This is a genomic window from Coleofasciculus sp. E1-EBD-02 (assembly GCF_040218245.1).
In the GTDB taxonomy this organism is placed as follows: domain Bacteria; phylum Cyanobacteriota; class Cyanobacteriia; order Cyanobacteriales; family Coleofasciculaceae; genus Coleofasciculus.
This window is the reverse complement of record NZ_JAVJQN010000217.1, coordinates 1-15,544: the sequence shown is the minus strand read 5'-3', so window position 1 is coordinate 15,544 and position 15,544 is coordinate 1. Positions and strand designations below refer to the sequence as shown.

Genomic DNA, 15,544 nt, shown 5'->3' with positions numbered 1-15,544 from the left:
ACGATTATTACAGTGTCTCTAACTGGGAACCGTTGGTTAAGGCTGATATCGAGCAACAACGCCGGGTATCAGCCAAGCTTTTGCGTTAACGGTTATCGACCAAAAGTTACACCGTGGACTTATACCAAGACAGAATTACTTGTGGGTAGGTTTGTCTAGGTTTTTAGAAGCGGTAATGTGGTTGAACAGATGGATCAGGCAGAATAACATTCAGACGTTGCTGAAGCCATCGTTTAGATTCGCGATCGCACTAACTCAGGACAACCATGACTCAATCTCAACCACCACTTCCCCAACCCCAGTTAGATCCTCAGGGGATTACTTTCGAGCAGTATGCCGAATTCACGCCAGAAAAGCTAGAACTGAGCAACGGCTACTTGGGGTATGGTGGACAAGACCAAACGGGGTTTCATTTGGCGGTTTTAACCAATATGGGACTATTAGCCGCTATCCAAAACATAGGTGTGTCGCTATGGGTGGACGCCCTGAATCACTATTTGCGGCAAAGGTTGGAAGCGGTAAATGCTGAACCCGAAGTCGCTGAAGCGATGATCAATCGGTTGAATCGATCCATAGAAGACTTGGAGGCGATCGCAGAGTATTTTGTGGAAATACAAGATAACACTCAAAGTGGTTAATACCTAACAAACTTTATGAAAAATTCATAAGAATTAGCTGCTCATAACATGAGAAAAGCGTCAGCGTTACTTCAATGTATTCTTGCCCTACTTTTAGCCATCTGGGGCGTTAAGCTACTATTGCCAGACCGCAATGTATGGGGCAATCCTCAATTTGAAACATTAATGATGCAATGTCAAATTCCATCGACAGAAGCAGTTATTCGTTTATATCAGGGAAATGCAGGTGCAACGGTTGCTTATTGGTACTCCGTTACTTTTGATAATGGTAAATTTCTTGGAGAAAAACAGATATTTTATACTTATGCCTACCCATCTATTCAATCAATTGATTGTCGTCCTGATGAAGTGACAGTGTTAGCCGATGAGCAATCCTGGACATTTAGCCTTAAAGAAATAAAAAATCAATTAATTAATCAACCGATAGAATTCTATCGAGGAGAACCCCAACAAAAATCTATTCAACCGCTACGGATACTAACGTTGAGTTTTGGCGTATTATTAGAATTAATCAGCCTCTGGATTTTGAGCAGGAGTTTCAAACAATTTGGTGCTTCCCAAAATCCTGAATAAAATTCCCGCAATTCTCAGACTCGGTGAAATGTCAGAATTGCAGCAACACCCAAGTTTGAGAAACAATACAACTATCCCATATTACAAGTAGGAGTTATGTCTGAACAGTTTACCCAACAAGTCAGCGATCGCATCTGTAAGCACATGAACGAGGATCATGGTGACGCGATCGCGCTTTACGCCCGTACCTTCGGGAACTCTCCCGATACCGAGTCGGCTCAAATGCAGTCCATTGATGCGACAGGGATGAATTTAATCGCCCAACGTCAGGGTGAGTCGGTTCGCTTACGCATTGAGTTTGATCACACCCTCAAAGACTCTGAAGACGCCCATCACACGTTAATTGACATGGTGAAGCAAGCCAGAGGTGCAGCTAAATCAACCTAGCGACGTGATAAATTAACGGAGCGGCTATCAACGCAGGTAAAAAGGACGCAACACGGATGTGGGTCAACTGTAACAGGTTGATTCCCGTCCCCAAAATCATTAATCCCCCTACCCCGGTAATTAAGAGAATGCGGGGATCAGTGGCGGGATCAGGGATGGCTTGCGCCAAGACTCCCGCCACCAGAGAAATTCCGCCCTGATAGACGAGAATCACAATAATCGAAAAACCGACACCAATCCCAAAACTGCTGGAAAGTGCGATCGCGGCGATTCCATCCATTACGGCTTTCAGTGTCAGCAAGGTATCGTCACCCGTCAAGCCATTATTCAGACTTCCCAGCAACGTCATTGGACCCACACAAAACAATAAGCTAGCCGCTACAAATCCTTCTGTAAACGCACCACTTCCGCGAAACCGAGTTTTTAGCCAATGTCCCACCGATTGCAGTCTCGCTTCAATTTGCCACCATTCTCCCAGTAATCCCCCCAACACAATGCTAATCAGCGCCAACACCACACCATCAATGCGCCCTGCTTGCACCTGAGTCATACTCGCCGCCATGGTGACACCCAGAAAGAGGGTGAGAAGCCCTACCCCTTGGGTGATAATTTGTTGCATGGGTTTAGGTAAACGGTGCTTAAGTAACAACCCAACTGTTGTACCCATCGCCACCGTTATCACATTAATCCAAGTACCGCTTGTTTTAGCAAAGAAATCAGTCAGCAAAATATTAACTGTCAACGTTAATAGTGGCGTAGCATACTTAATTTAATACATTAACCCCACGCCCAGAAACCGTAGGGGCGCACTGACGTGCGCCCAATTCAATGGTAAAATCTATTCCACAATTTTAGCTGTGTCAGTCCAGTAGTAACGTGGCACACTTAATTTGATAGATTAGCTTGGGTTCGTAGTAAGGGCTTTAGCCCTAGATTTTGTTGGGTTTCCTGGCGTCAATCCAACCGACAATCTATCCCACAATTTTAGCTGTGCAACGTCAGTAGTTGCGTAGCACACTTAATTTGATGAATTAACCATTAGCCCCGAAACTGTAGGGGCGCATGGCGTGCGCCCGATTCAATCGTCACATCTAATCCATCATTTTAGCTGTGCCACACCAGTAGGGGTTAATAACTTGAACGCTAACAACAAACGCACAAGTTAGTAAATTTAAGGCTAAGGTCCCTTACTACAAACCTAATCTAATATAGTATTTAATCCATCTTGGCTCAAGGAGTGTTCTATGGCTTCTCCCTTTCCCGGCATGAATCCTTATTTAGAAAATCCGGCATTTTGGTCAGAAGTACATAATCGCTTAATTGTAAACCTTGCTGACTTTTTAGCCCCGCAAATTCCGCCACAATATCGGGTGGCGATTGAGCAGCGCACGTATTTAAGTGATGAGACAGATTCGGTTTTGTTAGGACTTCCTGATGTCTCTGTATTTTCTCAACAGAAGGATACTAAACTAACGGCATCAACCGCCACCTATCCCGATACATCTGAAGCTGTAACCGTAACAATGCCTGTACCCGAACCTATCAAAGAGAGTTATTTAGAAATTCGCGAAGTCGCTACCAGTTATGTTGTTACAGTAATTGAAATTCTATCGCCTAAGAATAAACGAGCGGGTGAAGGGAGAAAAGCTTACGAACGGAAGCGCAAAAAAGTATTAACGACGACGACTCATCTCGTCGAAATTGATTTACTTCGAGGGGGAAAGCCGATGGTATTTTTAGGCGAAGTACCTCTCTCAGATTATCGAATTGTGGTGAGTCGAGGCGATTGCCGTCCTCTAGCCCAATTGTATGGGTTTAGCGTGCGAGATGTGATTCCCTCATTTCGATTACCCTTGCAGTCAGAGGATACAGAACCTCTGGTGGATTTACAAACGTTGTTAAATGGTGTATATGAACGTGCCAGATACAATTTAGCAATCGATTATAATCAAGAACCTGTTCCACCGTTGTCGGAAAAAGATGCGGTTTGGGCAGATAGACTCTTGCGAGAAACAGGGCATCGAAATAATTAAGAATAGGACTTAAACTTGCTTTTACATTGAATCGCAATTTGTAGAAAACTCTTCATTAACATCCATGTCTACTTAAGTTACAGCCCTCACCCCCAGCCCCTCTCCCACACTTGGGAGAGGGGAGCAAGAAAAGACTTCATTATGATTATTTCCCCTTCTCCCTTCCTCCCTTTCAAAGGAGGGTTAGGGGGGATGGAGAAAAGGTTAGGAAATGAGGGTGAAATTTTGAGTTTTCACAACATATAATTTTGACCTAACGCGCTGAAAAGTCTGGTATGGCACATAAATGTGTAGGGGCGGGTTTTACTACTCTCTTTTCGGTTGCACCCAGATGTAACTAAACCCGCCCCGATTCGTCGGTTTCGTGAGTGTATTTGGCAAGTCAGATCACCGTGATGGTACACAACCCAAAAGGTTACCACTATTGGTTTTCACCTTAAGTGAAACCAAAGCTTCATGGATTTCCCCTACCCTCGCTTATAACCGTAGTACCAACGACTCGTCGTATTTCCCACATTTTTAACCGTATGAGATTCTTTTGCTGGAATCAGCACTTCCTCTCCGACTTGAGGACGAAATGTTTTCCCTTGAAACGATAACTCAATGTCTCCTTCCAAAAGGATTATCAGTTCATCGGTATCGTGGACATAATCTGCCCACACCTGTCCCGGCGAATCCGTCCAAATTCCACAACTAAAGCCTCGGTTTTGCCAGTCGTTTTTAACAGTAGAAGAGTCCATGGTGAACTGAAACAGCTAAAATTGTCGAATAGATTGAGTTCGTAGTGAGGGCTTTAGCCCTCTCAAGCTAGGCGTTAAAGCACTAAAGTGCTTACTACAAACAAAGCCCTATTTTAGTTGTGCCAAGTTAGTAGGTTGGGTTGACGCCAGGAAACCCAACAAAAGATAGGGCTAAAGCGCTTACTACAAGCCTTACAGGATGGGCTATTCGACAGGAACAGAGTTCACATCTACCGTAGCTTCCGGTGTCGTACTGGTTTCTTCCGTGACGATTCCCGCTTGGCGAGATTTAGCCAAATCAATTAACCACTGCGACATCTCAGACACCAGCAGCGTCAGCACGACGACATCATCAATTTGCCCGACAATTGGAATCAAATCTGGAGCGATATCAATGGGACTAAACACGTAAAGGAGAGTCCCTAAGACTATCCACCAACGGTATTTAGGATTGCGAACCGCGTTACGATACCAGTTATATATGGATTGGATTGAAAAATTATTCATCAGTTTTCCCCGACAGCTACCTTTCATCTTGCCAAATTCATCCCGGAACCTCTATGGGGATAACCCACCTGTTCAGGTGCAGAACTTACACCTGCTGACGTGAGGGGGAGAGTTTGATGGGATTGGAATTTGCTGGGGATGATGGGAATCGCGCTTTGTTACTGTTGAACATGATCACACAAAGATTTATCACTCTCTGGGGCATTGTATTTTAGATAATCCTCAACCCAAGTACACGCCCTTTGCATGAGTGCATCTAGCGTTAAATCCTCTAAATTCCACAACCTGACTGTATTATCATCGCTGGCAGAAGCAATTGTCTTGCCATCGGGGCTGAAGACTACGCTGCTTACTGACTCTTGATGACCGTTGAGGGTGTGGAGTAGCTCTCCTTGTTGATTCCACAGCTTCACTGTTGTGTCGTAACTGGCAGAAGCAATTGTCTTGCCATCGGGGCTGAAGACTACGCTGTTTACATCCTCTTGATGACCGTTGAGGGTGTGGAGTAGCTCTCCTTGTTGATTCCACAGCTTCACTGTTTTATCACCACTGGCAGAAGCAATCGTCTTGCCATCGGGGCTGAAGACTACGCTGTTTACCCACTCTTGATGACCGTTGAGGGTGTGGAGTAGCTCTCCTTGCTGATTCCACAGTCTCACTGTATCATCACCACTGGCAGAAGCAATCATCTTGCCATCGGGGCTAAAAACTACGCTGTTTACCCACTCTTGATGACCGTTGAGGGTGTGGAGTAGTTCTCCTTGTTGATTCCACAGTTTCACCGTTTTATCCTTACTGGCAGAAGCAATCGTCTTGCCATCGGGACTGAAGGTTACGCTTCTTACCGATTCTTGATGACCGTTGAGGGTGTGGAGCAGCTCTGCTTGTTGATTCCACAGTTTCACTGTTTTATCCTTACTGGCAGAAGCAATTGTTTTGCCATCGGGGCTGAAGACTACGCTGTTTACATCCTCTTGATGACCTTTGAGGATGTGGAGTAGCTCTCCTGGTTGATTCCACAGTCTCACTGTTGTGTCGTAACTGGCAGAAGCAATTGTATTGCCATCGGGGCTGAAGACTACGCTGTTTACCAACTCTTGATGACCGTTGAGGGTGTGGAGTAGTTCTCCTTGTTGATTCCACAGTCTCACTGTATCATCCCAACTGGCAGAAGCAATTGTCTTGCCATCGGGGCTGAAGACTGCGCTTCTTACCCGCTCTTGATGACCTTTGAGAGTGTTGAGCAACTCTCCTTGTTGATTCCAAAGCTTCACTGTTTTATCAAAACTGGCAGAAGCAATTGTCTTGCCATCGGGGCTGAAGACTACGCTGATTACATCCTCTTGATGACCTTTGAGGGTGTGGAGTAGCTCTCCTTGTTGATTCCACAGCTTCACTGTTTTATCATCACTGGCAGAAGCAATTGTCTTGCCATCGGGACTGAAGACTACGCTGTTTACTGGCTCTTGATGACCGTTGAGGGTGTGGAGTAGTTCTCCTTGTTGATTCCACAGTTTCACTGTTGTGTCGTAACTGGCAGAAGCAATTGTCTTTCCATCGGAACTGAAAACTACACTTGTTACCGCCTGTTCATGACCTATTATTCTATTTTTTTCTTTAAATACATCTTGATGAATTATGGATTGCAAAGCACTCAAAATTGGCTCTATAACTTTGTTTTCTTCTGAAAGATTTGGTTTATATATACTCAGTTCTTTTAGTAATTCCACCGCTATAAGGATTTGAACTAGAGCATCTAAATCGTGATTAGATTTAGCCAAAGACAAGGAATATTTTCCTAAATCCTCAATTAGACGTTCATTGATATTTAATGTCTCTCGTCGCTGAAATTCGACCTCTCGTTGCTGAAATGCAACCAAGACTGAAAAACCAATAAAACCCATTAAAGCTACAACAGATACAAAGGTCATTCGGCGAGCTTGCTTAATTTCTCGCTGATTTCGCAACTTTTCTTGATGCAACAGATGTTCTTGTGTCGTAATACTTGTCTCAATAAATTCATTTTGTAAATTTGTTGCTGGAGGCTTTTTCCGGCTTTGATTCGTTTCCTGCAACCAGTCTTGTGCAATGGCTAATTCATTTCCCCGTAACAACAAATCATCACTTTTCCCGTTTTGTTCCCACTCCAGCGCCCGCTGTGACCATTTGCTATGCAGGCGAACGTGTTCTCTATCCGTATCTAAGGCTCTGACCAATTGATTGAAATTGGCATTAAACTCCCGTTGATTCTGATTGAAATCAATCCACTGGATCTTAGCTAACTCTGAATGTAAATTTGCCAAATCTACGGCTTGATGTAATACCGTGACAAACCGCTTATTTAAGCTCGCTGCATAGTCCACCTCAGCAGCACAGTACGGTGAATTAACCGAACGCGGTGAAAGAATAAATAAAAAGTTATCACAGGCTTTAATCCCTAACTTAATTTCCTGCTGAAAGTCACTCCCCGATGCAATACTTTCCTGGTCAAACCACGTCGTTTTTCCTTGCATCTGTAAGGCATCATTTAGCTTTCTCGCCAAGTCTGAGTCCGCACGAGAGTAAGAGATAAACACATCCAGCGACTCTAACGGCGGTTGTCGCAGACTTTCAGTAATGAATTCTTCTTGTAAGGCGGTGGGTGGATGGTGTGTCCGTTTTTGTGCGACTTTTAACCACGCTTCAGCACTGCGTAAGTTATAGCCTCGGAGCAGAATACTAGGATTTTGGTATTGCTCTTTCCACTTCAGCGCTTTAGTCAGTAAAATCTTATGTTCTCGATAATAAGCCTCATCCTGATGCAGAATCCGTAATAACTGACTTTCATCAAGGTGATAATCCTCTTCCTTTACATTATCGGTGAGGTCAATATATTGTAATCCCTGTAGCGCCAATGGGACTTCTCCTGATGATGTTTCCCGTACCAATACCGGAATAATTCGCTTATGCAGTGACACCGCCAAGTCTAATTCTTGTTGGCAGTATTTTGAGCCTATGGAATCCGGTGAAAGCAAGTAAACCAAGTTATCAGCTTGTTGAATTCCTCGTTTTATTGCCTCCTCAAAGGATTCTCCTGTTTTGATATCTGTCGTATTTGTCCACACGGTAATACTTTCTCGTCTCAAACTCCGACGAATCTTTTCCATCATCGCCTTATCTGCATCGCTGTAGGCAAGAATCACCTGCGTCATCAAGTTATTAGCATTCTTGATACTTTCGGTGATGTATTCGCAATGTAAATCAGTGGGAGTACAAGGCGGCTGTTCATCTTTAAACCGTACTTTTAACCAAGCTTCTGCCTGTTGTCTCTCTTCGCCCACTAATAGCCAGCGATGTTGCTTTTGATTCCGTTCCCATTCCAATGCTTTGACTAGAAAACGGGTATGTTTGTCTACATAGTCGGTATGAGAACGGAGTAATTTTACTAAGTCAGCTAAGGAGGCTTCAAAATCGTTTACCCCATCCTGAAAAAACACCCAGTTGAGTTTACAGATTGTCGGGTGCATATTCTGATAGCTTTCATGTAACCCCTTTGCTTTATAGGCTTCCCACTCTTCCTCTGTACCATTAGGATGGCGCTGCTGCCAGGTTTGCTGGCTAATTTCCATGACGTGTAATATGGGAATAATCCGTTTATTCAGCTTAATCGCCAGTTCAATTTCTTTTAGGCAATAGGGAGAGTTAACGGAATGAGGCGCAATGATAAATAGGAAATGACTGGCTTTTTCGATGCCATCATCAATTTGATTCTGGAAGTTTACGGCTAGGGGGATATCATTAAAGTCAAACCAGACGTTAAACCCTTGTGCAGTGAGACGCGCTTGCAGGTTTTGCGCGAAAGCTTTACTATCGGCTCGTCCGTAGGAGATAAAGGCATCAAATAATGGTGTCATTTTCTGGTATCTGTCCCTAGTTAAACGTCAGGAATACAGCTTTGAATGTGGAGTATGCCACCGTTGTCGTAGCGTGACACACCGAATTGGGTGGATGACGAGTAGGGGCGCATAGACGTGCGCCCTTTTACTGCACCGACGTGCGTCTAATGTAACCGTAAAATCCATCCCATCATTGTAGGGGCGCATAGACGTGCGCCCTTTTACCGTACCGACGTGCGTCTAATGTAACCGTAAAATTTATCCCACCATTGTAGCTGTGCCACGCCAGTAGTGGACTGACATAGCTAAAATTGTGGAATAGGTTGTAGGTTAGGTTGACGACAGGAAACCCAACAGGATATAGGGCTAAAGTTCCCTACTACAAGCCGAATCTCATCCATCAATTTAGGCGTGCAACGCCACTACTAGACTGACACAGCTAAAATTGTGGAATAGATTTTACCATTGAATCGGGCGCAAGTCTTTGCGCCCCTACAGTTTCCGGGCTAATGCTTAATTCATTAAATAAGGTGTGCCACACCACTACGAGAACATTTTGTGCAAAAATTTAGGTTGAATGGTACTGAATTAAGGCTGGTGGGTTTCGACTTCGCTCAACCCACCCCACGGTAGATCAAGAGTTTCGGCGATCCAAAAATGCAAATTTTCAGTGCCATTTAATTTAAGTTGGGGATGAGTAGCGAGCAAGATGCTCGCACTACGAGAATTTTGTCACTATTGACAATAACAATTGATTGAATGTTTTCTTTCCAATCTCCCAGACGCGCCATGGCGCGTCTCTACACCCCTTAACCGAACAGTTGCCAAATAGCCACCCGTCTCTCCCGAATCCCGCGCTCCAGCTGCGAAAATTAATCAACCTCTTTGCAAGCGGCGAGAAATCCCTAGAATTGGAGTGGCTTGCATTTTAGCAAAGACAATTATACTGAGCAATCAAGGGAGGTTGAGAAACGATATGGATATTGTTGCAGTTATTGAAAAGGGCGGAATCGCCATGTGGCCCCTGTTGGGGCTTTCGATCCTAGCCGTGGGGACAATTTTTGAACGACTCTGGTTTTGGGCGGGAATCCTATTGAAACAACAGGAAATTGTCAATCGGGTGCTGGATGCAGCCACTCAAAATTGGCAGGTGGCTAGAGAAATCGCGATGAAATCACGGCGACAACCCGTGGGACGATATTTATATGCTCCCTTACGCCTGATTAGCCCCGAACCGGAATTATTCCGCTTGGCTTTAGAGGGGGCGGCTGATGACGAGTTAGCGGCGATGCGGCGCGGCGATAAGCTATTAGAAGCGGTGATTGCCCTGTCTCCGCTGTTGGGATTACTGGGAACGGTACTCGGTTTAATCAACTCCTTAGGCTCAATTACTATTGATCAACTGGGTACAGCCTCCACCGCTGGGGTAACGTTGGGGATCGGCGAAGCGCTGATTAGTACGGCGACGGGACTGATTATTGCGATTACCAGTTTGGCATTTTATCGACTGTTTCAAGGCTTTTGGTTTAACCAAGTCAAAATATTCCGCAAAGCGGGGACAGAGTTGGAATTGCTGTATCGCCAAGATTGGTTACAAGCTGAGGATAGTGAGCAAGTGCTGAACTATAACGTTCCAGAGAATAACGTTAACGTTTATCAAGAGAGTTTTGAGGTTCCCAAACGCGATCGCACTCCACCCCAAAAACCTCGATCTCAGCAGCAGCCGGAGGATCGCACTCCCGTCGCCAATGCTAAAACCAACCCAGATGATAACGTTGACCCAGATAAATCTCAAGTCTCGGAAAGCGATCGCACGGCGGTTCCCAACCCCCCAGGAAAGTCAGAAAATTAGAACTCTGATTGTCTTAATATCCTGAGTGCAGCTTGGCAGTCAATGCCCATTTCTCACAGATACCAAAGCAGACATCATCAACCCGTATAGTTTGCCCGATTTTGATCTTTAAACGATGACAACACTACGCCAGTCACCCCAGCCACGAACCAAAAAACAACGCGCCGCTTTTGTCCCCCCATTACCCCGCCCCTTAAACTTGCGGATGGATTCCCCCACGGAAGAAGTTCGCATCGAGATCGTACCGCTCATTGATGTTATTTTCTGTATCTTGACCTTCTTTATCCTGGCAGCCGTGGGGCTATCGCGCCAACAAGCCATTAATGTGGATTTACCCAAAGCCAGTACCGGAACTTCCCAAGGAAGGCAGATTCTGATGATCAGTCTAGATGAATTGGGACAAGTGTATGTAGAAAAAAATCCGGTAATTAGTCAAGATCAGTTTATCCAACAACTCCAAGCTTACAAGCAACAAAACCCCAGTGGCGTGTTTGTCCTCTACGCCTCCCCCAATGCTATGTATAACGAAGTCGTGCAAGTCTTGGATTTGCTGCGGGAAGTGGGGGGCGATCGCGTAGCGCTAGCTAATTCACCCGGACAATCGCCGCAATTTCCGGGAACGAATCCCACGTCTCCGCCAACTGGAGTCCCCGAATTTAACCCCAATCCCGGACAACTGCCAATGAATCCTGATGGCACATTTAACCCCAATTTGCCGCCTCAATTTCCAGGGATTCCGGGTCAACCTCAATTTGGATCACCCCAACCGAATCCAGGGGGTTTATCCCCGTCTCCTGGACAATTTCCCATCAACCCCGGTGGTTCTGTGCCACCTAATTCTGGCACACCCACGTCACCGCAGCCGCAAGGGGAATAATTTTTTAAGTAGGTAGGGACAATAAAAGTTAACGGCTGAGATTGTCATTTGTCATTCGTCATTCGTCATTCGTCATTTGTCCTTTGTCATTTGTCTTATGTAAAGAATTTACAGCAGATTTGGTGGTTGATGAGGTACAGTCTTCTAACCAACGCAATTGTTTAGTCATAAATGCCTGAAAGCTTTGACTGGTATGGCTTATAGAGTCCTTAAGTCCGCCCTAAGTAGGAGCAGGTATAGGAAATTAATGATAAAGTTTTCTCAAAACCCAACCCGCCTAAGTGAGAGAGTGTTCAGTTTTGAGTGACTATGACTGATAAATCCAGTACAGGATATCGAATCGAACAGGATTCTATGGGGGAACGACAAATCCCCAACCATGCCTACTACGGGATTCAAACCCTACGGGCAATTGAAAACTTTCCCATCAGCGGGATTAAACCCTTACCCACCTATATCGACGCCTGTGTGCTGATTAAAAAAGCCACTGCGATCGCGAATGGTAATCTAGGCTGTATTCCCCAAGAGATTAGCCAAGGGATTGTCCAAGCGGCGGATGAAATCCTCAAAGGACAATGGCGGGATCAATTTGTCGTCGATGTTTACCAAGCGGGCGCTGGCACATCCCACCACATGAATATTAATGAGGTGCTGGCAAATCGGGCATTGGAAATTCTGGGTGATGAGAAGGGTAACTATAAACAGGTTAGCCCTAATGATCACGTCAATTATGGACAATCCACCAACGATGTCATCCCCACAGCGATTAGAATCGGGGCGCTGTTGGCGTTAGAACATACCTTGTATCCAGCCCTATCTGATGCGATTACCGCCCTGGATAACAAAGGCGATGAATTCCAAGATGTAGTTAAATCCGGCAGAACCCATCTCCAAGACGCTGTACCTGTACGCCTGGGGGAAGACTTTCGGGCATGGGCGCAAATTCTCACCGATCATACCACTCGGATTGAACGGGCTTCAGAAGATTTAATGGTACTGGGATTAGGTGGAAGCGCCACAGGAACCGGATTAAACACCCATCCCGATTACCGCCATCAGGTTGCCCAAATTCTTGCCCAACTGGTGGATCAACCCCTCAAATCTGCCCCCCATCTCATGGCGGCGATGCAGAGTATGGCACCATTTGTTAATGTATCGGGCAGTTTACGCAATTTGGCACAGGATTTAGTCAAAATTTCCCATGACTTGCGGTTAATGGATTCGGGACCCAAAACTGGATTCAAGGAAATTCAACTTCCCCCCGTACAACCAGGATCATCGATTATGCCAGGAAAATATAATCCGGTGATGGCGGAAATGACCTCTATGGTATGCTTTCAGGTGATGGGGTATGACAGCGCGATCGCTCTGGCGGCTCAAGCGGGTCAATTGGAGTTGAATGTGATGATGCCGCTGATTGCCTATAATCTGATTCATAGTATTGAAATTTTAGGTAATACCCTATCTGCCTTAACCCAAAAATGTCTAACGGGAATCACAGCCCGACGCGATCGCTGTTTGGACTACGCTGAAGGGAGTCTCGCATTAGTCACCGCCCTGAATCCCCACATCGGTTATCTAAACGCGGCGGCTGTCGCCAAGGAATCTCTGGAAACAGGCAAATCTCTACGAGAAATCGTACTCGATAAAGGATTGATGAGTGCTGAGGACTTAGCCAAGGTACTCGATCTTGATAAAATGAGTGCCTTGTCGTCTAACCAATGACAAAGGACGAATGACGAATGACAAAGGACTAACCATGCAAAGTCAAGATAGTTTTACTCAAATCACCTTGCATTACATCAATGGCGAAACCGAATCCTTTGATATTCCGGTGACACCAGAAGCCTTTAGCGAACAACTTGCCGATTTCCTCAGTCAACCGTGGTTAACCCTGCATCTGTTTGATCAAACAGTACTGATCCTCACCGCACAAATTGTCAAAGTGGAAGTGACACCCCAGCTTACTCAACTGGAAGGGGATGGGGTTTTCTTTGATTGTCAACGAGTCACGGCTCTGTCCCGTGGCGCGAAGGTCTAAGATAAACTAAAGCTATTTCACGACACTTATGTCTAGCGTTAGTTTAATTCGGGCAGAGTCCTATAACCAACAGCCATTGAGAACCGCCGTAGAAACCTTGCTGGAACCATTGGGCGGGATTAGGGCATTTGTCAAAGTAGGCGATCGCGTCCTCCTCAAGCCCAATCTGCTGACGGCTGGGCGTCCGGGAAAAGAATGCATTACTCGCCCCGAACTCGTTTACACTGTCGCCCAATTGGTCAAGGAAGCGGGGGGTCAACCGTTTCTGGGTGATAGTCCAGCCTTTGGTACAGCTAAAGGGGTAGCACAGGCGAATGGCTATTTGCCGATGATGGAGGAACTTAACATACCCATCGTCGAATTCCATGGTCAGCGTTATCAAACGGTTAGCCATACCTTTAACCACCTGCGCCTGTGCAAAGAAGCGATGGATGCCGATGTGGTGATTAATTTACCCAAGCTGAAGTCTCACACCCAGTTAACTCTGACGCTGGGGGTTAAGAATTTATTTGGCTGCGTCCCTGGTAAAATGAAAGCCTGGTGGCACGCAGAAGCGGGTAAAGATGCCCTACGGTTTGGGGAAATGTTAGTGGAAACGGCGCGGGCAATTGATCCCAGCTTGACGATTCTGGATGCGATCATCGCTCATGAGGGCAATGGTCCGAGTGGGGGTGAACCCCGACGCTTGGATACTCTAGCGGCGTCGGCGGATGTATTTGCTTTGGATTGTGCGATCGCGAATTTACTCAATGTCGATCCGACTCAAGTCCCCACTCTAGCCGCCGCGATGAACTTAGGGTTAAATCCAACTCTGGACACTTTAGATTTTCCTCACCTGCACCCAGCCGATATCAATGTACTCGATTGGAAGCTACCGGATCGGTTAATGCCGATTGATTTTGGGATGCCTCGCCTGATTCGCTCCACATTTAAGCATTTTTACATCCGGTGGATCAAAGAACCAATGGGCGTGTATGCTCATCGCTAATGTGATAATTGTCGTATCATTTTTGAGCAAAATTTAACATTTAAAACTCAAAAAGGGATTATTTGGTAAACATTGTTACAGTCCCCCAAGAAGGAAAGAACGTAATCTAATACTACCCTCCGATTGCTTAATTCCACCGCCTAGTGTTAGAGGCGGTTTTTTGTATTTTCTGACTGGAATTAGACTAGATTAGGTGTTTACGCTTAGGTTTTTAGTTAGGAAAATTAAATGTCACATTTGATACGTAATCCCTAATCAATAGAGTTTTATTAAGCTGACTTTTTACAGTATTTTTTGCTGAAAAATATGGTAAAGTGGGGAAGGTCAAGTTGTGAGTTTGAGTCAACTCACACTTCTTTGATCTCCTGGATTAGACGTCGTATCCCTACGCTAACGTACCGTTGGACTTGCCGAGCTTGACTAAGGCTCTTCCTTGTCTCCTTTGTCTCCTTTCTAAGAGAGGGTCAGAAACTTCTGCGAGGATGCACGAGGACTCACCTCAATCTGTCTCGTCAATCTGTCTAAGGTCAGTTGTTTGGGGAAAACAGATGTCCTAAGTCATAAAATGTAAGGTTTTATGCGAATTGTTTACTAGAAAACAATTATTGATAAAAAAACTTGTTAAAATAGACGCCATGGGGTTTATAGTGTACCCCATTTTCAGATAACTTCTCAATTGACTCAAGTTCCGATCAAAACCTCATTTATGGAATCAAGCGGCTCGTCTGCCAACTCTTCTGAACCCCATCCTCATAGGTGGGCAGAAATTATAGGTGCGGTAATGGCTTTTTTAACTCTGACCTTACCTTTCTTAGCCATTGCTTATTACTCGTCTGGCAGCTTAGATGTTTTGCCGACAACACCCTACTCACTGCCAAGGTCAGAATTGACGCTCCCTCACTGAAAGTGAGGGATTCTGCGGACAGAGTTAAGTTGTGGCAACTTCCACAATCTAACTCTCGCTACGGTTGTCAAAGACCGTCTACCCAGTCGGTTTAGGTCAATACCTAACTTCCTGGCTACTTTTCTTAAA

13 protein-coding genes are annotated in these 15,544 nt (G+C 45.3%); 9 read left to right on the top strand and 4 right to left on the bottom strand.

Annotation, left to right across the window (positions count from 1 at the left end; all coding sequences use genetic code 11):
- The first annotated feature begins 266 nt into the window (after positions 1-266).
- The 3 genes from RIC07_RS33425 to RIC07_RS33415 all read left to right on the top strand — a co-directional run bounded on the left by RIC07_RS33425 (position 267) and on the right by RIC07_RS33415 (position 1,598).
- Complete coding sequence (locus RIC07_RS33425) at positions 267-638, top strand: hypothetical protein (RefSeq protein WP_446398281.1); 372 nt, start codon at positions 267-269, stop codon at positions 636-638.
- Positions 639-686: 48 nt separating this feature from the next.
- On the top strand, positions 687-1,211 hold the full coding sequence (locus tag RIC07_RS33420) for a hypothetical protein (RefSeq protein ID WP_446398280.1): 525 nt from the start codon (positions 687-689) through the stop codon (positions 1,209-1,211).
- 96 nt (positions 1,212-1,307) lie between these two features.
- Positions 1,308-1,598 carry a DUF2470 domain-containing protein gene (locus RIC07_RS33415; RefSeq protein ID WP_446398279.1) on the top strand — a complete coding sequence of 97 codons (291 nt, stop codon included), beginning with the start codon at positions 1,308-1,310 and terminating at the stop codon, positions 1,596-1,598.
- Here RIC07_RS33415 and RIC07_RS33410 read toward each other — a convergent pair.
- Entirely contained in the window at positions 1,585-2,325 is a 741-nt protein-coding gene (locus RIC07_RS33410) for a DUF554 domain-containing protein (protein ID WP_446398282.1), read from the bottom strand. The genes RIC07_RS33415 and RIC07_RS33410 overlap by 14 nt on opposite strands.
- Before the next feature lie 517 nt (positions 2,326-2,842).
- Between RIC07_RS33410 and RIC07_RS33405 the strand changes: the two genes are divergently transcribed.
- Entirely contained in the window at positions 2,843-3,631 is a 789-nt protein-coding gene (locus RIC07_RS33405) for a DUF4058 family protein (RefSeq protein ID WP_446398278.1), read from the top strand.
- A 467-nt stretch (positions 3,632-4,098) separates the two neighbouring features.
- Here RIC07_RS33405 and RIC07_RS33400 read toward each other — a convergent pair whose 3' ends face one another.
- From RIC07_RS33400 to RIC07_RS33390, 3 genes are all read right to left on the bottom strand, one after another.
- Entirely contained in the window at positions 4,099-4,371 is a 273-nt protein-coding gene (locus RIC07_RS33400; RefSeq protein WP_446398277.1) for a cupin domain-containing protein, read from the bottom strand.
- A 204-nt stretch (positions 4,372-4,575) separates the two neighbouring features.
- Entirely contained in the window at positions 4,576-4,878 is a 303-nt protein-coding gene (locus RIC07_RS33395) for a YkvA family protein (protein WP_446398276.1), read from the bottom strand.
- Between the two features lie 158 nt (positions 4,879-5,036).
- Positions 5,037-8,771, bottom strand: a complete 3,735-nt coding sequence (locus RIC07_RS33390; protein ID WP_446398275.1) for a TIR domain-containing protein — start codon at positions 8,769-8,771, stop codon at positions 5,037-5,039.
- Positions 8,772-9,729: 958 nt separating this feature from the next.
- Between RIC07_RS33390 and RIC07_RS33385 the strand changes: the two genes are divergently transcribed.
- The 5 genes from RIC07_RS33385 to RIC07_RS33365 all read left to right on the top strand — a co-directional run bounded on the left by RIC07_RS33385 (position 9,730) and on the right by RIC07_RS33365 (position 14,511).
- Positions 9,730-10,605 (top strand): MotA/TolQ/ExbB proton channel family protein, encoded by an 876-nt coding sequence (locus RIC07_RS33385; protein ID WP_446398274.1) that lies wholly within the window; start codon positions 9,730-9,732, stop codon positions 10,603-10,605.
- Positions 10,606-10,720: 115 nt separating this feature from the next.
- Entirely contained in the window at positions 10,721-11,482 is a 762-nt protein-coding gene (locus RIC07_RS33380; protein WP_446398273.1) for a biopolymer transporter ExbD, read from the top strand.
- A gap of 309 nt (positions 11,483-11,791) precedes the next feature.
- A complete protein-coding gene (locus tag RIC07_RS33375) occupies positions 11,792-13,207 on the top strand; it encodes an aspartate ammonia-lyase (RefSeq protein WP_446398272.1) in 1,416 nt (471 codons plus the stop codon).
- A 10-nt stretch (positions 13,208-13,217) separates the two neighbouring features.
- The gene (locus RIC07_RS33370; protein ID WP_446376026.1) at positions 13,218-13,523 is read left to right on the top strand and encodes a hypothetical protein; all 306 of its coding nucleotides are present in this window, start codon (positions 13,218-13,220) and stop codon (positions 13,521-13,523) included.
- Positions 13,524-13,551: 28 nt separating this feature from the next.
- Positions 13,552-14,511, top strand: coding sequence for a DUF362 domain-containing protein (locus tag RIC07_RS33365; RefSeq protein ID WP_446398271.1), 960 nt, complete (start codon positions 13,552-13,554; stop codon positions 14,509-14,511).
- The last annotated feature ends 1,033 nt before the right edge of the window (positions 14,512-15,544 follow it).